This window comes from Marivivens sp. ABH4_498 (genome assembly GCF_056160585.1).
Map to the genome: position 1 here is coordinate 316,625 of NZ_JBSWXL010000001.1, position 21,171 is coordinate 337,795.

Genomic DNA, 21,171 nt, shown 5'->3' on the forward strand with positions numbered 1-21,171 from the left:
AAAAAAACGGCGCCAAGGTTGGCGCCGTCACGTCATTTATGCTGTTAGGCCTTTGGGCTCTGGCAATCCGTTGGCGCGGCAACAGGCCGTGACCGTGTTGGCCAGCAGGCACGCGATGGTCATCGGACCAACTCCGCCCGGTACTGGGGTGATTGCGCCCGCGACGTCGGCGCAAGATGCGTATTCGCAATCGCCAACCAATTTGGTTTTACCTTCGCCCGCATCGATACGGTTGATACCTACGTCAATCACCGTCGCGCCCGGTTTGATCCAATCGCCAGTGACCATTTCAGGGCGGCCAACGGCGGCAACCACGATGTCGGCGGCACGCACGATGTCTTGGATGTTTTTGGTACGGCTGTGCGCGATGGTGACGGTGCAGCTATCGCCCAGCAACAATTGCGCCATCGGTTTGCCAACAATGTTCGAACGGCCCACGACAACAGCATTCAGGCCCGACAGCGATCCGTGGTGATCGCGCAGCATCATCAAACAGCCCAGAGGCGTACAAGGCACCATCGATTTCTGACCTGTGCCCAACAGGCCAACGTTCGAAATGTGGAAACCATCAACGTCTTTGGCAGGGTCAATCGCGTTGATCACCAGATCCGAATTCATGTGGTTCGGCAAAGGCAATTGAACCAGAATGCCGTGGACTTGTGGATCGTTGTTCAGTTTTTCGACAACAGCCAGCAGTTCGTCTTCGGTCGTTTCGGCAGGCAGTTTGTATTCATAGGAGTTCATGCCCGCTTCGATGGTCTGTTTGCCCTTGGAACGGACATAGACCTGACTTGCTGGGTCTTCGCCAACCAGAACCACCGCCAAACCCGGAGTGATACCGTGTTCTTCTTTCAGGCGGGCCACATGGCCTGCGACCTTTTCCCGAACGGTTGCTGCGAACGCTTTGCCGTCGATCACCTTGGCTGTCATCGGCCAATCCCCTTTGCTGATGTCCACGCTTTTGCGCGCCTCCTACACCGTATTGGGGCCAAAGCACAGCCCCGCCCCCACTGTTGGCGCTACGCTAGGTAATTTAAATGCGCGATATCTACGTGAATGCGACCGATAAAGAACGAATTCCGCCGATAGGAACGCAAAATCACAATAGCGTCGGCGCCCATGCCCGTTGATCAGGAATGTGCAGCCGTAGCGAGTCGCCCAGCACCATCGCGCCAGGGTGTTCAACCCATGCCGTCACGCCGCGTTTTCCGTTCGCCTTGGATTTGAACGATTTACCATGACCAGGTTCGACCTGTTCGATGGTTTTCGCGACCACATGGCAGGGGCGGTTCTGCATATCAATAACCACGGTCGCGCCCGTGCGTTCACATTGCAGGCGCGATGACGGCGGGATGTGGCTAAAATCGGGGATGCCTTCGATCACGATAGATGCGCCCAGCCACAGCGGGTCCAGTTGCGCCAAATCCAAACCGCCCGCGATCTGCGCCATTTCTTCGGCGGAAAGAATGGACAATTGCCGTACGTTCCCGATTTCGGTGCCCCGTTCATATTGCTGCGTGACGCGGCTGCACGACGGGCGGGTAATGCCGAAATGCGCGTCTTTGCGGTTGCCACCAAATTCCAGCGTCATCGCGTCCAGCGCGTGGGATTCGACCAAACCGCTGTCGTCGGACGTGGCGGGCATATACCCCAGATGCACAATACGGGCGGTATAATCGGTACGTTTTAAAGCAGGCATTTATCGTCTCAGTACAAAAAACACGCGGCGGAACGTGAACATCGCTGATCCGTCATCCGCCAAAGGATAGGCCGCGTGCAGCGCGGTTTCGTAGCGCTGCAGATAATCGGCCTGTTCGGTTTCATCCATTTTGGCCATGATGGGCCGCAGATATGTGGACTGCGTGAAATGACGCACGGGGTGGCCATCCTCAGGGGCAAGCGGTTGCAGGTAAGACGTTTCCCACGCGGTTACATCCCCATGTGGCGACAGGATGCGGTAGTAATCGGCGGGGTCAAGAACATCGGCGTTCCATCCCCCATCGGCAAATCGTTCAGGGAACATTTCAACAGCAACCGACCGCGCCAGCGCATGGCTGGGCCCATCGTGCTGCCCCGGCATTTGCACCGCCAAAACGCCGCCATCGGCCAATTGGCCCGCGATCATCGGCATCAGCGTTTCATGGTCGGGCAACCAATTCAGCGCGGCATTGGAAAAAATCACCGCAGGCGATTTGCTGGGCTGGAAATGCGTGATGTCGGCATGCACCAGATCATCGTAGTTGCGCGTTTCCGATGCTTTGACCAGCATCGTTTCCGAACTGTCGACGCCGATCAATTTATGACCGTCAAACCGTTCGGCCAACGCTTCGCCCACGGCGCCATTGCCGCAGCCAAGGTCGATAATATCGCCATTAGGGACCACGCCGATCTGGTGGATCAGATCAATCGCAGGCCGCAAACGCAAACCCCGAAACCTGGCATAGGTTTCGGGGTTCCAATCTTTTGATTGAGAGGGGCTCACTCTTTAGGGTCCTCTGGCTGCTCTTCGGCAGCTGGTTTCGCCTTTTTGCCAACCGTTGGCATATGAGTGACCGAGGTATCCTCTTCCTCTTTGCCGTCGCCTTGGGGTGGTTCGCCTTTCATGACGCGCTGGATTTCGGCACCTGTCAGGGTTTCATATTCCAACAGACCTTCGGCCAGACGTTCCCATTCGGCGTTCTGTTCGGTCAGAATACGATAGGCGGTGTCGTAACCTTCTTGGATAAAGTTACGAACCTCTTCCTCGATCATTTCTTTGGTTTGCGCCGAAACTGAGAAACCAGCGGTGTTACCCGAATAGCCTTCGGCAGCTTCGGAATAATCCACGTTGCCGACCTTGTCCGACATACCCCAGCGCAGAACCATCGCGCGGGCCAGTTGGCTGGCTTGCTGGATATCGCCTGCGGGACCGTTCGATACGTGATCGGCACCGTATTTGATAATCTCGGCCGCTTTACCCGCCATGGTCATCGCCAGTTTCTGCTGACATTCGGATTTGTGCCAGTTCAGGCGATCCATTTCAGGCAAGGATACAACCATACCCAACGCGCCACCGCGTGGAATGATCGTCGCCTTATAAACAGGGTCACATTCAGGCAGCGCCAGGCCAACAACGGCGTGGCCAGCTTCGTGATAGGCGGTTTTTTCTTTCTGATCAGGTGTCAGAACCATCGAACGACGTTCTGCGCCCATCATCACTTTGTCTTTGGCGTTTTCGAAATCGACCATGGTGACGAAACGGCGGCCAACACGTGCAGCCATCAATGCGGCCTCGTTCACTAGGTTGGCCAGATCAGCACCCGAAAAACCGGGGGAACCACGCGCGATGATGCGCAGGTCAACATCTGGGCCCAGCGGCGTTTTCTTGGCATGGACTGCCAGAATTTTTTCACGGCCTTTGATGTCTGGGTTTGGAACGGTGACCTGACGGTCAAAACGGCCCGGACGCAGCAACGCAGGGTCCAGAACATCACGGCGGTTGGTTGCAGCCACGATGATTACGCCTTCGTTCGCTTCAAAGCCGTCCATTTCAACCAGCAACTGGTTCAACGTCTGTTCGCGTTCGTCGTTACCGCCGCCGTAACCTTGGCCACGTGCGCGGCCCACAGCGTCGATTTCGTCGATGAATACGATACATGGCGCGTTCTTTTTCGCCTGTTCGAACATGTCGCGGACACGGGACGCACCAACACCCACGAACATTTCAACAAAGTCAGAACCCGAAATGGTAAAGAACGGAACGCCCGCTTCGCCCGCGATGGCGCGTGCCAGCAACGTTTTACCCGTACCAGGAGGGCCCACCAGCAATGCGCCTTTGGGGATTTTACCGCCCAGACGGCTGAATTTTTGCGGGTTGCGCAGGAATTCAACGATCTCTTGCAGTTCTTCTTTGGCTTCGTCGATGCCAGCAACGTCATCAAAGGTCACGCGGCCATGTTTTTCGGTCAGCAGCTTTGCCTTGGATTTCCCAAAGCCCATCGCGCCGCCACGGCCACCGCCCTGCATGCGGTTCATGAAATAGACCCACACACCAATCAGCAGCAGGAATGGCAACAGCGACAGCAGGATCGCCTGGAACGTGGATTGTTCCTGCGCATCTGCGGTCACCGGAATGTCATTCGCGATCAACAGCGCGGTTACTTCGGCGTCGTCCGGACGGATGGTCAGGTATTCGCGGCTGTCGGTGCCAGTGTAGAACACTTTTTCACCGTCCAGCGTGACAGACTGAACTTCGTCGTTCTCAACTGCTTGGATGAAATCCGAATAGCTCTGTGTTGTGGATTGCAGGCTCGACGTACCCGACGAGAATACGTTGAAAAGCGAGACGACCAGCAAAAACAGGACGACCCAAAATACGATATTGCGTGCGTTGCCCAAGGGGGACTCCTCTGACGTTCATGCCACCAGTTCGGCTGGCGGCAGATTTCCCCTTAAAATAGGCAGTAATGTCAGAGGTTCAATGCGTGTTTCGCAACAGGATGCCATGGCGCGACGATCTGTGCCGTCCAATTGTCATTAAAACCCGCCAATGGTGCAGCAATAAGCGTTTTTTCATGCCAAACCGCTGGCGATGAAATAATTGTGGGACGCGGCAAATCAGCGTCTCGCCAATCCGTTAGTGTGCGAATCCCCTGTTCGCCAACCGGCGCGATGGTCAGCGCGGGGTCATGCGGCCCAACGAATTGCCAACGGCGATCCCAGATTTGATCGGTCGCGCAGGTCACATCGCGCACGGCGCCCCATTCGCGCGTCACGCGGATTTCATCACCTTTCACAATAATCGCGCAGCCGTTCAGCGTGTGGTTTCGCCCATCCGCAATTGCGGCATCCAGTTCCGACAACGCCGAAGTGCGCGGCGCATATTGCCCGCCGCCGATCCACTGCAAAATCGAAATCCAAAGCCGCCGTTGAATTTCAACCGGCATCAGTTGATTGAACCCGCGCGGCAAAATCACATCACCGCCAGATACGGTGACGTGGTCGTCGGCCTCTTTCATCGTGTAATGTTCCAACGCGCTGCGCGCCATTTTCATGGCATACACAGAGGACGATATTTGATCGGCATTCAGGCCAATACCATCCAACTGCGGCAAAAGTTTTCGGGTGCGCACGCGCAGGTATTGATCGTTGTCATTCGACGGATCATCGACCCATTTAATATTGTGACGCCTCAGGTATTCGCGCAGTTCTGCCCGCGATACAGACATCAACGGACGCCGCCATTTAACCCCGCCATAAACAGGGGACAGATCCATACCAGCCAGACCGTTTACCCCTGCCCCACGCGCCAAAGACATCAGAAATGTTTCTGCTTCGTCGTCTTGGGTGTGGCCCAGAATGACATGCGTGCAATCGTGATCCTGCGCCCATTTGGCGATCAGGCGATATCGGGCCTCGCGGGCGGCGGCCATCAGGTTACCATCGGCCTGCCCGTCCCATTGCAAAGTGTCATGGTGCACACCCCGTTCGGCGCAGAACGCGGCAACCATGCGGGCCTCATCCGCGGCCTCGGGGCGCAGTCCATGATCGACGGTGACAGCCAGCACCGTTTGATTTTGTTGGGCGGCAGCACGGATCGCCAAATCCAGCAAAGCCATTGAGTCGCCCCCGCCAGATACCGCAACGGCGACCCTATCAGGTCGCCGCGCAAATGCCGCACCAACGGCCTGCAGCAACATGGCATCAGGCCCCTGCTGCATCAGCCAGTCGGAATTTAGGAACATCCGAAATTGCGCATCGCGCTTTGGGCATCCAAAGCGGCGTCAGAATTCGGGAACCGCACGCCAACCTGCATCAGGGTCGTACAGGCGTCTTGGGTCTGGCCCAATGCGCCCAGCGAAAAGCCCAATTTAAACAGCGCGTCAGGGGCGATTTCACCCGCTGGGTCCGCCGAAAAACTGCCCAGATAGGCGCGGGCCGCGTTCGTAACCTCGCCCAGCGATTCGTAAGCTTCGCCGCTTAGGTAATGGGCCTGTTGGGCCAATGGGCTGCCGGGATATGCCATGACGAAATTGTCGAAACCTGCAACAGCGGTGCGGAAATCACCCGATTCCATCGCCGAACGCGCGGCGTCAAAATCGGCCTGTTCGCCAACGGCCAATTGTGGCCCCGCAGTATTCGGCACAACGGGCGTAGGCGCAGCAGCCGATCCCGTTTCCACCCCGCCCAATGTCGGCGTGTCGCCCAACGATCCGATGTCGCAATTCGTTTCCAATTCGCACAAACGGAATTCCAGATCGCCGATGCGATTGGTGCCGTCGCGCACGACTTGGGTGATTTGGAATTCCAGCTCTTCGGTCTTGGACGTCAGGCGCTGCAGTTCGGCTTCGATCGACGACAACCGTTCCAGCGCCGATCCGCCGCCAACGCTGGTGCCCATCGCCGACCCCGTGGTCGACAATTCGGTGTTTAGCTGCTGAACCTGCACATAAAGGGCCGTTAGCTGCTGCCGTATATCGGCCAAAGATTGATCCTGAGCATTCGCAGAAAACGGCAACGCAGCCGCAACGGCAAAAGAAATCAACGCCTTGCGCATCATAACAGCCCCCTAGTTTCAGATTACATCATCGAAGCAATGCTGATCACGGTCACAGCACGGCGGTTTTGTTCATAGCATGCTGCCTGCGCGCAGGTCGCGATCGGGCGTTCTTTGCCGTAGGAAATAGTGCGGATCCGCGACGCTGGGATACCTTTGGAAATCAGGTATTCGTATACAGCGTTCGAACGGCGGGCCCCCAGCGCAAGGTTGTATTCGCGCGTGCCTTGTTCGTCGGCGTGGCCTTCGATCACGGCTGTGTAATCAGGGTTTGCCATCAGCCAACCCGCCTGACCATCCAACGTTGCCATTGCGGCAGTGGACAGCGTCGATTGGTCAACGGCGAACAGAACGCGGTCACCGATGGTCTGGTTGAAATAGGCTGGGCTGTTCGGGTTCGACGCGCTGTTCATTGCGTCCGATCCAAATGCGCCATTGGCGCCGTTCAGATCGACCGAGTTTCCGTTGGCCCCTGCACCGAACCGATCAGGGTTCGTACAGGCGGCGGTGGTCATCAGGGCGATGATCGCTGCGGCTTTGGTTAGGGTGTGCATGGATTTTTATCCTAATTATGACTGCTCTTGGTCAGATGATAACACGGGCGGCCCCAGTTGGGAATCCGCCCGAAAGTTTAGCGTAGCAACGGGCCCCACGACGGGTCGGATGCGAACCCGCCCAGCGGAACCTGACGCAAATTGCGGCCCGAAATATCCACCGAATACAACGAAGGACCACCGTTTTCGCCCAGCGTTTCGCGGAAGAACATAATCACGCGGCCATTGGGCGCCCATGTCGGGCTTTCGTCCAGATACCCGCCCGAAGCCGACGACAGCAGGCGTTCATTCGATCCATCCGTGCGCATCACGCCAATATGGAAACGGCCCGCGTTTTGTTTGGTGAACGCGATCATATCACCGCGCGGCGACCAAACGGGTGTGCCGTAGCGGCCGTCGCCGAATGAAATACGGCGCGCTTCGCCGCCATTGACGGACATCACATATAGCTGCTGACCACCCGAACGGTCCGATTCAAACACGATCTGCGATCCATCTGGCGAAAAGCTGGGGCCAGTTTCAATCGACGGCGCGCTGGTCAGGCGCGTGTGCTGACCCGTTGCGATATCGGTCATCCAGATATCGGTGTTCCCACCTGTTTCCAGAGAATAAATCACCTTGGTGCCGTCGCGGTTAAATCGCGGCGAAAACGCCATGTTGCCAGGGGCCGTGGTGATTGGGCGCGCCGATGCGGAATTTACGTCCAGCATAACGATCCGCGTGCCAACACCGGGCTGCAACGACGTATACAAAACGCGGTCACCCGATGGCGAAAAACGCGGAGCGAACACGATGTCGCCGCCCGACGTCAGCGCCTCGGCGTTGCGGCCATCGTAGTCCATGATCGAAATAACCTTGCGGCGGTTATCTTTGGGGCCCGTTTCCGCAACATAGATCACGCGGCTGTCGAAATAGCCTGCTTCGCCTGTGATACGGCTATAAACCTGATCGGCGACCTTGTGTGCCAAACGGCGCCACCCGTTGCCAGACGCGCTGGCAACCAATTGCTGGCCGTCACCCATTTCAGCGCCCGTAAACACGTCGAACAGGCGGAATTTGACGACAACCTGATCGCCGGTCACAGCCACTGCGCCCGTGATCAACGCCTGCGCGTTAATCGCGCGCCAATCCGCATAGGCAGGCGTGGTGTTAAACACATGACGGCTGATGAACGCGGACGAAGGGATCTGGCGGAACAGGCCCGTGCCCGACAAATCGTCGGCAATGACTTGGCTGATCTGTGCGGCCATCGCCTCGGAGCCAGCGGTTTCAGCGTCAAAGGACGGCAGCGCATAGGGCAGCGGTTCAATGACACCATCCGTAATGGTCAATCGCAACGGCTGAGCCGCCACAGGGCCAGCCAAAATAATGGCGGCCAAAAGGATCAATAGTTTCTTAAACATTCAGGTCCTCATAAGCGGGCGTTCCAATCGAACGACAGCATGGAATATTTGATAGGTCATTTACCATATTTCCCGCGAAAGCATGGGGAAATTGGGCGGAAAGGTGCCAAATCGGGATCACAACAGCGCGAACATTCGGCATGACGATCACCTTAGGCTCATGGATGCAGGATCAAACGTCAGTTCCACGTCTTTCCATGTTTCGTATTTTTCGGGGGGCAAAGGATAGCCAGACGACTGGCACCGCAAAATCGCACGGCGGGCCGATTCAAACGCTGCGCTGGCCGCGCTGCTATCGCCGCCCGAAACGCCAATCTGACGAACATCCCCATCAATGCGGCCTTCGCGGGTCAGCGAAAAGGCAACCGTCACAGTCACATTCGCGGACTGCGCACCGCTATCGACAACCCAACAGGCGCTGACGGCGTTTTTAAATGCGCTTTCTTCGCCGCTGGACAATGGCGGGCCAGAGGTCGCTGGGCCCTGATTTGCAGCCGCCGACGAAGTCGCAGCGGCCAATGCGGCGGCGATTGCGTCGGCTTCGGCGTCGCGCGCAGGTTCTTCGGCGGGTTCAGGCGCAGCGGCTGTCTGCGTTTCGGCAGGTTCGGGCGTTGGCGCTGGCTGCGTACGCAATGCCGATGGGCGCGCAGGTGGGCGCGGCGACGATGTTGGCGCAGCAGCTGCAGGGGTTTCGTCCGCCGACACGATGCGCGTCGCGGTTTCTTCGGGGGCTGCGGCGTCGCGTTCTTCTTCGACCACTTCGGGCGTTTGTTCAGCCTCGGCTTGGGTCACCGGGGCCACGGGTTCGGGCGCCACGTCCAATTCAGGCTGCGACGGCGTCGGCACGGATGCGATACGATCCGCAGGCCGTTCCATCGGGCGCGGCGAAATAGGTAAATCCTGCGCGCCGACGTCTGGCGATGGAGGCGTGGGTTCGGCCACGGTTTCGACGGGCGGCTCAACCGGTTCGGGGCGTGCGGGCGGCGCGGGCGGCGGCGTGTCTTCCACAGGTGCGGCGGGCGCCTGGGGTGCCGGTTCTGCTGGGGCGGGTTCGGGTTCCAACGGCACCGCATCTGGCGGCGTGTCATCGACCGTGGGCGCAATCATGTCAGGCAACGGATCGGTGGTGGTCTGCGGGGATGTCGCCGCGACCAAGGCATCATATTCCGCCCCCGAAATGACCGACACATCGGCCACTTCGAATTCCATCGGTTCGTTATTCATTCCCCAGCCGACGACAAGCCATAGGATCAGACCCGCGTGGCCGACCCCCGACACCCATGTTCCGACGCTGTAGCGTTGAAAATCCACGGCGTTATCCGTTCGACCCCGAGGTCGCGATGTCGGTCACCAGACCGATGTTCGAAAACCCACCCGCGTTCAACAGGCCCATGATCTCGGCCACGCGGTTCCAATTGTTGGCCCCATCCGCGCGCAGATAAATACGGTCGCTGGTCCGTTCGGCGGCAATCGCCTGTAGCTTGGTCACCAATTCGGCCTGATCGGTTTCGGAATTCTGGATCATAACCTGACCTTCGGCGGTGATGGTCACTGTCAGCGGCTCTTCGTCATCGGTAGGCAGCGCCGAGGCCTGCGTTTTAGGCAGTTCAACAGGCACGCCCACCGTCATCAACGGCGCAGCCACCATGAAAATTATCAGCAAAACCAGCATCACGTCCACAAATGGCGTGATGTTGATTTCAGACATAGCAGCACTGCCGCCGCGCACGCGGCGACGACGACGAGACCCGCCGCCCGATGCCTTTTTCGTAACGCCCGCACCCATCGCTTAGCTGTCCAACTGACGACCAAGGATGGTCGAAAATTCATCGGCGAATGCTTCGTACCCAGCAACAATATGGTCGCTGTCGTTGGTTAGTTTGTTGTAGAACACAACAGCAGGGATCGCGGCCAAAAGGCCCAGACCGGTTGCCAGCAACGCTTCGGAAATACCGGGGGCAACAACGGCCAAATTGGTTGTTTGGGCCTCGGCGATTTCGATGAACGAATTCATGATTCCCCAAACCGTACCGAACAGACCAACGAACGGCGCGGTCGAACCAACGGTCGCCAGAACGGGCAGACCTTTTTGCAGCTTGGCTGCCTCTTTCGCGATGGCGACATCCATTGAACGGTCAATGCGGGCATGGGCGTTTGCGATGAAACCACCGTCGCCTTTGATGCTGCGCTGCCATTCCATCATACCCGCGACGAAAATCCGTTCGCTGGGGCCGGTTGGCGTGGTGCCGATTTTGTCAAACAGGTCGTTCAATGGCTCGCCCGACCAGAACGCACGATCGAACACGGCGGCTTCGGCGCGGGCTTTGCGGTATTGAACGATTTTATCAACGATCACAGCCCAGCACCAAACGGATGCAAGGACCAACATGATCATCACTAATTTAACAAGGATCGTCGCGCGGGCGAATAACGCCCACATCGTGTAGTCGGTTGCTGCTTCCATGTGCCTGCTCTGTACTGTCGCGCGGTTTTCCCGCTGTTGGAAACCGAAATACATTATCCACAGGCGATTTGCCAATAGACTTGCTATCACGGTTGCGTTTCAGCACTGAAATACGCGATTTTCAGCCAGTTTGGCCGATTTATCAGTGCAAAGCGCGGCGCAATTCCTGTGGCAATCGCGCCGGAGACCCGTTCGGGCCAATCGCAACCAGCGTAACATGCGACGTAAACAGCAATTCCCCATCGCGCAAAACGTCCTGCTGCAACGTGATCCGCGCACCCGTCATGGATTCGACCTTGGTCTCAACCACCAGATCATCGTCGAATTTGGCGGGGTGCAGATAGTCGGCTTCGACCCTGCGGACCGCGAAAACGATACCTTCGTTTTCTTTCAACGCGACCTGATCCACACCGCGCGTGCGCACCCATTCGGTGCGGGCGCGTTCGATGAATTTCATGTAATTGGCGTAATAAACGATGCCAGCCAGATCGGTGTCTTCGTAATAGACGTGGCATTCAAAACGATGGGTCATTGGGACATCCGTGCAAATAAACGGTAACTATGCGATGCATCGCGGTCACAGGCGGGCAGAACCGGATCATAGGCCGCGCGGATCAGCGCGCCGATGTCAGGGCGTAAAACGGTCGTGTCGCCCGCAATCGCCAATGGCGATTGTTCTGCAAACGAGCCATCGCCCCACGTCAGCAACATCTGCGCGGCTTGGGCCAATGCGATGTCGGCAGCGGGCTGTTTCGCCAGATCGCCGTCCATGCGCAAAACCACAACGCAGGAATTGATCGCGCCGTCTTTGTCAAAACGGAAAGTGCGGTACTGGTTCGCATGTGATCCGTCCAGGCGCGTCACCAGATCGGGCAGACCATCCAGCAGTTTTTCCAGATTGGGCACACCCAGCAGATCATCCCATTCGCGGCAGAAAAAGATCATCAGGTTCGCGCCCAGTTCGGTATCCGTTTCGGCCATTTTGTGGCCTGCCATACCGACGGTTGCTTCGATCGCGCCTTTCAGGATTTTCAGAGTTTCCTCTTCTACTCCGAAAACGACGGGCACAATGGGGCGTCCCCAACGAGCGCATAGATACGTGCCATCGGCGCGGGTGAATAGCTGTGTAATCTGTTCAGGTGTCATGCCGTTTCGATAGCCGCCCCTGCCCCGCGTTTCAACCGAACAAATCCTGTTCGCTGCGCGGTGCGTCCAATCCCAGATGCCGCCATGCCGCAGCCGCCAACATCCGCCCGCGCGGCGTTCGCTGGATCAGGCCCTGTTGCAGCAGATAGGGTTCGATCACTTCCTCTAGCGCGTCGCGGCTTTCGGACAGGGCTGCGGATAGCGTTTCGATCCCCACGGGGCCGCCGCCGTAACTTTCGGCCATTAGACGCATATATCGACGGTCGGCGCTATCCAGCCCCAGACTATCCACACCCAAACGGGTCAGCGCACGGTCAGCGATGGCTTGGGTCACCCGGCCGTCACCTTCGACAACGGCGAAATCGACGACTCGGCGCAGCAAACGGCCCGCAATACGCGGTGTGCCGCGCGCCCGTTTTGCAATTTCATGCGCCCCATCGTCATCCGCAGGCGCACCCAGCAGCCGCGCACCACGCGTGACGATCTGATGCAATTCATCGACGTTATAGAATTCGAGCCGTGTCGGAATGCCGAAACGGTCCCGCAGCGGCGTGGTCAGTAGGCCCAAACGTGTCGTCGCGCCGACCAACGTAAAGGGCTGCAATTCGATCCGAACGGTCCGCGCGGCGGGGCCTTCGCCAATGACCAAATCCAGTTCGTAGTCCTCCATCGCGGGATAGAGAACCTCTTCGACCGCGGGGTTCATGCGGTGGATTTCGTCGATGAACAGAACGTCCCGCGCCTCAAGGTTTGTCAGGATCGCGGCCAGATCGCCCGCTTTGGCCAGCACAGGGCCCGATGTCATGCGGAAATTCACGCCCAATTCGCGCGACATAATCTGCGCAAGGGTCGTTTTGCCCAATCCGGGTGGGCCGTGGAACAACGTGTGATCCATCGCTTCGCCGCGCCGTTTGGCGGATTCGATGAACACGCGCAGGTTGGCGCGGGCTTCGGCTTGACCGATGAATTCATCCAACCCCTGCGGACGCAGAGCGCGGTCGTTATCTGACGATTGCCGTTCGGGCGACAGATCTTCGGTGCGGTCCATCGATTACCCTTTCGGCGCCAGCAGTTTCAGCGCGGATTTGATCAACGCGCCAGTGTCCAGATCGGGATCCGCCTCTAGCGCGGTTGCCACAGCCGACGCCGCATCCGACGGGCCGTAGCCCAGATTTTGCAGGGCGGACAACGCCTCTGGCTGGGCGGTGTTCTGTTTCGGCGGCGCGGTTTTGCGCGGCTTTTTCGTTGGCGTTTCGGCCTCAACCACGTCGTCCGAAACGGTCGCTTCTTGTCCTGACATCGCCATGACGGACGGCGCTTTGTTCTTCAGCTCTAGCACCACGCGCTGCGCCGTTTTCGGGCCAACGCCTTTGGCACGGGCAACCGCCGACGCATCACCCAGCGCAATCGCGCGGCTCACGCCTTCGGGGCCTAGCGTGCCCAAAATCGCCAAAGACGCCTTTGGCCCGATGCCCTGAACGCCCGTCAGCAGGCGGTGCCATTCCTTTTCGACCAGCGTCGAAAACCCGAACAGCTGCATCAAATCTTCGCGCACCAATAGGTCGGTGTATAACGCAACTGCTTCGCCCACGGGCGGGATGGCGGCCATAACGCGGTCGGAACAATAGACGATATAGCCCACGCCGCGCACGTCGATCATGACGTGATCCAGACCTTTGTAATCGACGATACCAGACAGTTTACCGATCATCCTGCGGCCTTTGCGATTGCGCGGGACAGATGGCCCGCAGATTGACAGTGGTGCGAATGACAAATCGCAATGGCCAAGGCATCCGCCGCATCGACGCCGTTAATTTTCACGCCGGGCAATTGCAGACGCACCATATGGTCGATCTGTTTTTTATCGGCGTGACCCACACCCACCACAGCCTTTTTCACCGCGTTCGGCAGATATTCCCCAACGGTCAGCCCCGCCTGTGCAGGCACCAACAGCGCGATCCCCCGTGCCTGCCCCAGTTTCAGGGTCGCAACAGCGTCCTTGTTGACAAACGTCTGTTCGACCGCAGCGGCGTCAGGTTTGTATTCGGAAAAAACAGCGGTCAGCTGATCATGCAGGTCCAGCAATCGGTTTGATAGATCGGCCTTGCCGTCAGATTTGCATATTCCGTTCGCCACATGCGCCAGTCGGGACCCCGATACATCGATGATTCCCCAGCCCATATTTCGCAGCCCCGGATCGATTCCGATCACGCGCATTGCTGTGCCTTATTCTGCTCTTTTTCGACAAATAGCACAAAACGCGAACAAACGCCAAGCCGCTTTTGCGATCACTCAACCTACATTACCCCAAAAGCGAACAGCCGGCGACGATTTGCGACAGATCACATGATTAAAAAACGATCTATTTGCACAAAAATTAGCCATTCCAAAAACGCATAATTACTATGCAAAACTGGCGATGGTTTTTGCAATTCGGGCGGATTACGTGGGCCTCAGAACACACATCATGCCGCACTGCGGCAACAGAGTAATGAGGAACTAAAATGGCACTAGTTGCTGCACCGATTGCGCTGTCGCCAGACACCGCAGCATCGTCCCGCGCCGCTTATCAGGCAGTATCGTTCATCTATGACCAGATCGCCCGCATCCAGAACTGGATCGAACTGCGCAAAACCCTGAAAACGCTGGACGGTTTGTCAGACCACGAACTGAACGACATCGGCCTGACCCGTGGCCAGATCAACGAAATCGCGCGCAAAGGCGCATTCAACTGATCCACTGTCATTTGACGTAATGCAAAAGGACCGCCCAATCGGGCGGTCCTTTTTGTTATCGCAGCGCCGTTTTAATCAGCGCCGTCAAGTTATCGGCGGTCCATTTCGTGACCACATCAACCTGCATAAACCATGCACCTGCCCGTTCAAAGACGGTGCCGTCAGCCAGCATATCAACACGTTGCGCATACACATTCGGCCCCAGATTCATCAACACCAGAACCTTGAACCCAACCAATGCAACCCCGCAAATAGCCAACCCTCTCCAGGGAAACCGCGGCGCGCGTCTGCGCGGCCGTGCAACAATTAACCCGTCACTTAGAATTTCGTGTCTTACGCCATTCGCAGTGCGCATTTCGTAAGACCGTTCAATTCTATCAACGCGGGCCTCAAACGCACTCTCATTTTGACCCATAACATACACCTTACGCGTACAGCCCCCACCGTACTAATGCGGGCATTAACAAACTTTTAACCTTTGTCAAAAAAACCATGACAAAATCGGGGCAAACTTCCCCGATTTGGAAACATTATCCAAATGTTAGGGTCAGTGTTGTCCAATCTCCGACAACCTCGCGATACTTTAGGATAAAACCCTGTCCGTTATAGACCGAAAGTACGCTATCGGCCTGTTCGTTCAGGATTCCCGAAAGAATCGCATGCGCCCCAGGCGCTGCGTGATCGGCCATATCAGGCGCGATGGAAATGAGCGGGCCTTTTAGAATATTGGCAAAAATCAGGTCGTATGGCCCAGCTTGCCCGATTTCTGGCGCATCGAAACCTGCGGCCTCTAGGCACAAGACCGACCCAGACATCCCGTTCGCTGCCAAATTGGTTTCAGCGACATTCACGGCCACCTGATCAATATCGGATGCCAATACCGTCGCATCTGGCCAAACGCGCGCCGCGCCCATCGCCAAAACTGCCGTGCCGCAGCCAACATCAATTGCCTTTTTCGGTGCGGCGCCTTCGGACGCGATCCGGTCCAGCGCGCGCAGGCAACCCAATGTGGTTCCATGGTGCCCTGTGCCGAATGCCATCGCCGCTTCGATCAGCAGGGCGATCTTATCCGATGGCACCTTGTCCGCGTCGTGGCTGCCGTAAACAAAGAAACGGCCAGCTTCGACGGGGGCCAATTCGCGTTTCACATGCGCAACCCAGTCGATTTGCGGCACCTCAGAGATAACGAAATCTTTGGCCCCGTGCATTGCGGACAGCAGCGCCAGACCCGCCTGATCCGGTTTTTCCACGAAATAGGCGGCGACTTCGAACAGGCCCGAACCGTCTTCGATTTCGAAACTGCCGACGCCCGTTGGTTCGGGGTACAGATTTTCGCAAGCCAGCGCCAACGCCTCGGCCTGATCAAGAGATGGGACAACGGCAATGGCGGAATAGGTCAGGTCGGTCATAAGCTTTATTCGGCAGGGGCAGCCCGAGGGCGCGTCAAAATTGTTTCATACCCTTCGGTCGGATGGCGCGGGATCAGCAGCGCCAGACACAGGGACACCGCTGCCATACCAGCCGCAAGCAAAAAGACCAAGAGCGGGGATTTCAGCCACAGCAGGCCCAACAGCACCGGCAAGAACACCGCCGCGACGTGGTTGATGGTAAAGGCCACCGCCGCCGTTGGCGCAATATCACCCGGATCCGCGATTTTCTGGAAATAGGTTTTCAGCGCCAGCGCCAGCGCGAAAAAGATATGGTCGATCACATAGAGCGCCGCCGCGATCGCCACGCCCCAGCCAAAATAAAACACGCCGCCATAACACAAGAACACGGCCACCAATCCCGTATATTCGAACGCCAGCGCGCGGCGTTCGCCCCATATGGCCACCGCTTTGCCCAGAAACGGCGCGAAAACCATGTTGACGATCAGCGTCAGCAGAAACAGGCTCGTGACTTCGTGGACTTCGAACCCGAACCGTTCGACCATCATGAACCCTGCGAACACCACAAAAATTTGGCGGCGTGCGCCCGACATGAATTGCAGCGCGTAATACAGCCAATAGCGACGCCGCAGGACGAAAGATTTAACTTGGGGATTTGGGGCCTCGAATTGCGGATAGGCGATCAGGCAGAACAGCGCGATCAGGGCAGTTATGCCGCCAGACACCATGTAGACAGTGTTATATGACAGCCCCAGCGTTTTCCACGTCAGCACCAGCAGGACATAGGCCACAAAGGTCGCCCCCGACCCCGCCGCCATGATCCAGCCCAAGGTTTGCGGCGCCTTGGCTTTGTCGATCCACTGCAACTGCAGCGACTGGTTCACCGTTTCGAAATAGTGGAACCCGATCGAACTAAAGGTCGTGATCATCAAAATGCCGCCCAAGGTCGGGAACCACGCGGTAACGCCCGTGGACACGCCCAACAACAGCAGCGACATCAGCCCCAGCCGCTGTTCGCGGATAAACAGCAACAACACGATCACGCCAATCGCCAGAAACCCCGGAATTTCACGGACTGTATGCAGCAGGCCGATGTCGTCGCCTTCGAAATTCGCGACCTCGATCACAAAGTTATTCAGCAAAGCATTCCACGTCGAAAACGCGATCGGCAATGCCATCGATATCAGAAACAGCAACGAAATGGGGCGTCGCCACAGGGGCAATGATCCAGCGGAATCAAGAGGCACGATTTTTGTCATGCCGCACCATTACGAAAATATGTGCCCCCTGCACAGAACTATTCGCTGTCAGTGCCTGCAAACCGATACTGGACGTCCGAAAAACGATCCTTGGGGAAGGTATATAGGAAACTCAGCCCACCCGGCCCCGCGACCGTTTCATGCAGCGCGTTTTCAGGGATCAGGATCGTCACGCCCTGACGGATTTCATGTGGGATGCCGTCAATCGTCACGGTCCCCGATCCCGACAAACCGAAATAAATTTCGGACGGTTCATGCCGATGCAGGCGAAGCGTTCCGCCAGCATCAAATTCAGCGATCCCCATGACCGTCCCCGCTGCGGGCGTCACATCGCCGCAAATCAGGGTGCGCCATTTGACCGTGCCGAACACGTCCGCGTCGCCGCTATCCTGCGGGACTTGGGTCGCATCGACCATAAACGGTTTGATAAAGCTCATGTCCATAGGCCCACGCTGAAGCCTAATAGCCCGACTCGCTTTGCCATTTTCGACACCCACATGTCGCTTTCGCCCAAAAATTAGGCACTATACGAATGGAATTTTTGGGCCAACAGGTGGGTTGGCCGCTATGGGCCCCCTCAGACGGGTTTACGCCCAATTTTACAGGGCCTATAAGCGCCTCATGATGTCACGCAACCCGATCATCATTCGAATTATATCCCCGGCGCTCTGACGACCAGAGACGCCGGGCAAAGGTGTATGACGCTTCGCACCGACCCAATCCCAGATATACACGTGACAAAGGACGCCCCTATGTGCGCCGATACGCCTGACTACAAAGACACACTGAACCTACCAGAGACCGATTTCCCAATGCGCGCGGGCCTGCCCCAGCGCGAACCTGAATGGCTGGCCCGTTGGAACGAAATCGGCATCTACGACCGCCTGCGCGAAAAAACGGGCCGCGAACCATTCATCCTGCACGATGGCCCTCCGTATGCGAACGGCCACCTGCACATCGGCCACGCGCTGAACAAAATCCTAAAAGATTTCATCGTCCGTTCGCAGCAGATGCTGGGCCGCGATGCGCGCTATGTTCCGGGCTGGGATTGTCACGGCCTGCCGATCGAATGGAAGATCGAAGAAAAATACCGCGCCGACGGCAAAAACAAAGACGAAGTTCCAGTCATCGATTTCCGTCAGGAATGCCGCAAATTCGCCGAAGGTTGGATCGACATCCAGCGCGAAGAATTCAAACGTCTGGGCATCACCGGCAACTGGGCTGATCCGTATCTGACCATGAACTATCACGCCGAACGCGTGATCGCCGAAGAGTTCATGAAACTGCTGATGAACGGCACCCTGTATCAAGGTTCGAAACCTGTGATGTGGTCGCCCGTTGAAAAAACCGCATTGGCAGAGGCAGAGGTCGAATATCACGATCACACCAGCCATCAGGTTTGGGTGCGTTTCAAACCTGTGTCGGGCGGCGAAAAAGTGTCTGCCGATGATTTCAGCGTTGTGATCTGGACCACCACCCCGTGGACTATCCCGCAAAACCGCGCGGTCTGCTTTGGCCCGTCGATCAACTACGGCCTATATAAAGTGACCGAGGTTCACGAACATTCCGCCGCCACCGTCGGCGAAGTTGTTCTGCTGGCCGACGCATTGGCAGAAAGTGTCATGCAGGGCGTGCGGGTCACGGCGTTCGAACGCGTGGGCGATGTTGCGGCGGACGCTCTGGACGGCATGATCCTTGCGCACCCCTATCGCGGCGTTGAAAACGGCAATGGCGAATGGGACTATGACGTACCAATGCTGCCAGGTGACCACGTCACCGAAGAGGCAGGTACAGGTTTCGTTCACACAGCGCCTAGCCACGGTGACGACGACTATCAGGTCGGTCTGAAATACGGTCTGCAAATGACCTATAACATCACCGAAGATTCCAGCTATCGTTCGGATCTGCCGATCTTTGCAGGTATGCACGTTGTTGCACCTGACGGCAAAGAAGGCCCGGCAAACGTCGCGAACATCAAACAGATGGCCTACGTCAGCGCCCTGTTCGGTAAGGCAAAGCTGAAACACTCGTACCCGCATTCGTGGCGGTCCAAAGCACCAGTGATCTATCGCAACACGCCGCAATGGTTTGCCGCGATCGACAAAGACGTGAACGATGGCCAAGACACCTATGGCAAAACCATCCGTGAACGTGCGCTGACATCCATCGATCAGCTGGTGAAATGGACCCCGCAAACGGGCCGCAACCGTCTGTATTCGATGATCGAAGCGCGCCCAGATTGGGTTCTGTCGCGTCAACGCGCGTGGGGCGTTCCTTTGACCTGTTTCGTTCGCAAAGGCGTATTGCCGACCGACGAAAATTTCCTGCTGCGCAACGCGGAAATCAACGCTCGCATCGCGGCCGAGTTCGAAGAACACGGCGCGGACGTCTGGTACACCGACGGGTTCAAGGAAAAGGTATTCGGCAACGCGGCCAACCCTGACGATTACGAACAGGTGTTCGACGTTCTGGACGTTTGGTTCGATTCCGGTTCGACCCACGCTTTCGTTCTGCGTGACCGCCCAGACGGCGCAGCAGACGGCATCGCGGATCTGTACCTAGAAGGCACCGACCAACACCGCGGTTGGTTCCATTCGTCGATGCTTCAGGCCTGCGGCACCAAAGGTCGCGCCCCGTACAAAGGCGTGCTGACCCACGGTTTCACGTTGGATGAAAAGGGCATGAAGATGTCCAAATCCATCGGCAACACCGTCGCGCCCGAAGACGTGTGCAACCAGTTCGGCGCAGACATCCTGCGTCTGTGGGTGGCGCAGTCGGATTACACAACGGACCTGCGCATCGGTGACAAAATCATCAAAGGCGTAGCAGACAGCTATCGCCGCCTGCGCAACACCATGCGTTTCATGCTGGGATCGCTGAACGATTTCACCGAATCCGACCGCACCGCGCCCGAAGATATGCCAGAACTGGAACAATGGGTTCTGCACCGTCTGGCCGAATTGGACGACGTCGTTCGCAAAGGTTACACCGAATACGATTTCCAAGGTGTGTTCCAAGCGCTGTTCAACTTTGCCACCGTGGACCTGTCGGCCTACTATTTCGACATCCGCAAGGACGCGCTGTACTGTGACGGCGATACCCTGCAACGCCGCGCATCGCGCACCGTTCTGGATATCCTGTTCAGCCGCCTGACAACTTGGCTGGCGCCGATCTTGACCTTTACCATGGAAGAGGTCTGGCTAGAGCGTCACAAAGAAGACGGCGCATCGGTCCATCTGGTCGATTTCCCTGACACCCCAGCCGACTGGAAAAACCCAGAGCTGGCCGCGAAATGGGCCGGCATCCGCAAGGTTCGCCGCGTTGTCACCGCAGCACTGGAAATCCAGCGCCGAGAAAAGGTGATCGGCGCATCGCTAGAGGCAGCGCCAACCGTTTACGTGGCGGACACCGCGATCCTAGAGGCACTGAAAACCGTCGCGTTCGAGGACCTGTGCATCACATCAGGCATCACCCTGACCAACGCCGCAGCCCCCGAAGACGCGTTCCGCCTGAACGACATCGAAGGCGTTGCGGTCGTGTTCGACAAAGCCACCGGAGAGAAATGCCAGCGCTGCTGGAAAATCCTGCCGGACGTTGGCACCCACAGCCACGCAGGCGTCTGCGGACGCTGTGACGCGGCACTGGGATAAACAGTTTGGGGCGCCTTCGGGCGCCCTTTTCTTTTGC

The 21,171-nt window shown here is 57.5% G+C and carries 22 protein-coding genes; 2 read left to right on the plus strand and 20 right to left on the minus strand.

What is annotated here, in order from left to right:
- Positions 1-36 precede the first annotated feature (36 nt).
- From folD to ruvC, 16 genes are all read right to left on the minus strand, one after another.
- Positions 37-930: a bifunctional methylenetetrahydrofolate dehydrogenase/methenyltetrahydrofolate cyclohydrolase FolD gene (gene folD / locus ACXAGA_RS01610; protein ID WP_475116211.1), complete on the minus strand. Its 894-nt coding sequence runs from the start codon at positions 928-930 to the stop codon at positions 37-39.
- Between the two features lie 169 nt (positions 931-1,099).
- Positions 1,100-1,699 (minus strand): MOSC domain-containing protein, encoded by a 600-nt coding sequence (locus ACXAGA_RS01615; RefSeq protein ID WP_475115774.1) that lies wholly within the window; start codon positions 1,697-1,699, stop codon positions 1,100-1,102.
- Positions 1,700-2,482 carry a methyltransferase domain-containing protein gene (locus ACXAGA_RS01620; RefSeq protein ID WP_475115775.1) on the minus strand — a complete coding sequence of 261 codons (783 nt, stop codon included), beginning with the start codon at positions 2,480-2,482 and terminating at the stop codon, positions 1,700-1,702.
- Complete coding sequence (gene ftsH, locus ACXAGA_RS01625; RefSeq protein ID WP_475115776.1) at positions 2,479-4,377, minus strand: ATP-dependent zinc metalloprotease FtsH; 1,899 nt, start codon at positions 4,375-4,377, stop codon at positions 2,479-2,481. Before ftsH ends, ACXAGA_RS01620 begins: the two co-directional genes overlap by 4 nt.
- A 71-nt stretch (positions 4,378-4,448) precedes the next feature.
- The gene (gene tilS, locus ACXAGA_RS01630; RefSeq protein WP_475115777.1) at positions 4,449-5,723 is read right to left on the minus strand and encodes a tRNA lysidine(34) synthetase TilS; all 1,275 of its coding nucleotides are present in this window, start codon (positions 5,721-5,723) and stop codon (positions 4,449-4,451) included.
- On the minus strand, positions 5,714-6,538 hold the full coding sequence (ybgF, locus tag ACXAGA_RS01635; RefSeq protein ID WP_475115778.1) for a tol-pal system protein YbgF: 825 nt from the start codon (positions 6,536-6,538) through the stop codon (positions 5,714-5,716). Before ybgF ends, tilS begins: the two co-directional genes overlap by 10 nt.
- A gap of 20 nt (positions 6,539-6,558) precedes the next feature.
- The gene (pal, locus tag ACXAGA_RS01640) at positions 6,559-7,089 is read right to left on the minus strand and encodes a peptidoglycan-associated lipoprotein Pal (protein ID WP_475115779.1); all 531 of its coding nucleotides are present in this window, start codon (positions 7,087-7,089) and stop codon (positions 6,559-6,561) included.
- A gap of 77 nt (positions 7,090-7,166) precedes the next feature.
- Entirely contained in the window at positions 7,167-8,492 is a 1,326-nt protein-coding gene (gene tolB / locus ACXAGA_RS01645; RefSeq protein WP_475115780.1) for a Tol-Pal system beta propeller repeat protein TolB, read from the minus strand.
- 147 nt (positions 8,493-8,639) lie between these two features.
- Positions 8,640-9,803 carry a hypothetical protein gene (locus ACXAGA_RS01650; protein WP_475115781.1) on the minus strand — a complete coding sequence of 388 codons (1,164 nt, stop codon included), beginning with the start codon at positions 9,801-9,803 and terminating at the stop codon, positions 8,640-8,642.
- A 4-nt stretch (positions 9,804-9,807) separates the two neighbouring features.
- The gene (gene tolR, locus ACXAGA_RS01655) at positions 9,808-10,278 is read right to left on the minus strand and encodes a protein TolR (protein ID WP_475115782.1); all 471 of its coding nucleotides are present in this window, start codon (positions 10,276-10,278) and stop codon (positions 9,808-9,810) included.
- Positions 10,279-10,281: 3 nt separating this feature from the next.
- Positions 10,282-10,956, minus strand: a complete 675-nt coding sequence (gene tolQ, locus ACXAGA_RS01660; protein WP_475115783.1) for a protein TolQ — start codon at positions 10,954-10,956, stop codon at positions 10,282-10,284.
- Between the two features lie 142 nt (positions 10,957-11,098).
- Positions 11,099-11,488: a tol-pal system-associated acyl-CoA thioesterase gene (gene ybgC, locus ACXAGA_RS01665; protein WP_475115784.1), complete on the minus strand. Its 390-nt coding sequence runs from the start codon at positions 11,486-11,488 to the stop codon at positions 11,099-11,101.
- Positions 11,485-12,102, minus strand: coding sequence for a hypothetical protein (locus tag ACXAGA_RS01670; RefSeq protein WP_475115785.1), 618 nt, complete (start codon positions 12,100-12,102; stop codon positions 11,485-11,487). Before ACXAGA_RS01670 ends, ybgC begins: the two co-directional genes overlap by 4 nt.
- A 31-nt stretch (positions 12,103-12,133) precedes the next feature.
- A complete protein-coding gene (gene ruvB, locus ACXAGA_RS01675) occupies positions 12,134-13,150 on the minus strand; it encodes a Holliday junction branch migration DNA helicase RuvB (protein ID WP_475115786.1) in 1,017 nt (338 codons plus the stop codon).
- A gap of 3 nt (positions 13,151-13,153) precedes the next feature.
- Positions 13,154-13,813, minus strand: a complete 660-nt coding sequence (ruvA, locus tag ACXAGA_RS01680) for a Holliday junction branch migration protein RuvA (protein ID WP_475115787.1) — start codon at positions 13,811-13,813, stop codon at positions 13,154-13,156.
- The gene (gene ruvC / locus ACXAGA_RS01685; RefSeq protein WP_086451704.1) at positions 13,810-14,319 is read right to left on the minus strand and encodes a crossover junction endodeoxyribonuclease RuvC; all 510 of its coding nucleotides are present in this window, start codon (positions 14,317-14,319) and stop codon (positions 13,810-13,812) included. The genes ruvA and ruvC overlap by 4 nt, the downstream gene beginning before the upstream one ends.
- 287 nt (positions 14,320-14,606) lie before the next feature.
- Between ruvC and ACXAGA_RS01690 the strand changes: the two genes are divergently transcribed.
- Positions 14,607-14,837, plus strand: a complete 231-nt coding sequence (locus ACXAGA_RS01690; protein WP_475115788.1) for a DUF1127 domain-containing protein — start codon at positions 14,607-14,609, stop codon at positions 14,835-14,837.
- 55 nt (positions 14,838-14,892) lie between these two features.
- On the opposite strand, the gene ACXAGA_RS01695 is transcribed toward ACXAGA_RS01690, so the two are convergent.
- From ACXAGA_RS01695 to ACXAGA_RS01710, 4 genes are all read right to left on the minus strand, one after another.
- Entirely contained in the window at positions 14,893-15,096 is a 204-nt protein-coding gene (locus ACXAGA_RS01695) for a hypothetical protein (protein ID WP_475115789.1), read from the minus strand.
- A gap of 271 nt (positions 15,097-15,367) precedes the next feature.
- Positions 15,368-16,246 carry a 50S ribosomal protein L11 methyltransferase gene (locus ACXAGA_RS01700; protein ID WP_475115790.1) on the minus strand — a complete coding sequence of 293 codons (879 nt, stop codon included), beginning with the start codon at positions 16,244-16,246 and terminating at the stop codon, positions 15,368-15,370.
- A gap of 5 nt (positions 16,247-16,251) precedes the next feature.
- Positions 16,252-17,484 (minus strand): MFS transporter, encoded by a 1,233-nt coding sequence (locus ACXAGA_RS01705; RefSeq protein ID WP_475115791.1) that lies wholly within the window; start codon positions 17,482-17,484, stop codon positions 16,252-16,254.
- 38 nt (positions 17,485-17,522) lie between these two features.
- The gene (locus ACXAGA_RS01710; RefSeq protein ID WP_475115792.1) at positions 17,523-17,921 is read right to left on the minus strand and encodes a cupin domain-containing protein; all 399 of its coding nucleotides are present in this window, start codon (positions 17,919-17,921) and stop codon (positions 17,523-17,525) included.
- A 315-nt stretch (positions 17,922-18,236) separates the two neighbouring features.
- On the opposite strand from ACXAGA_RS01710, the gene ileS reads away from it, so the two are divergent.
- Positions 18,237-21,134: an isoleucine--tRNA ligase gene (gene ileS, locus ACXAGA_RS01715; RefSeq protein WP_475115793.1), complete on the plus strand. Its 2,898-nt coding sequence runs from the start codon at positions 18,237-18,239 to the stop codon at positions 21,132-21,134.
- Positions 21,135-21,171 lie beyond the last annotated feature (37 nt).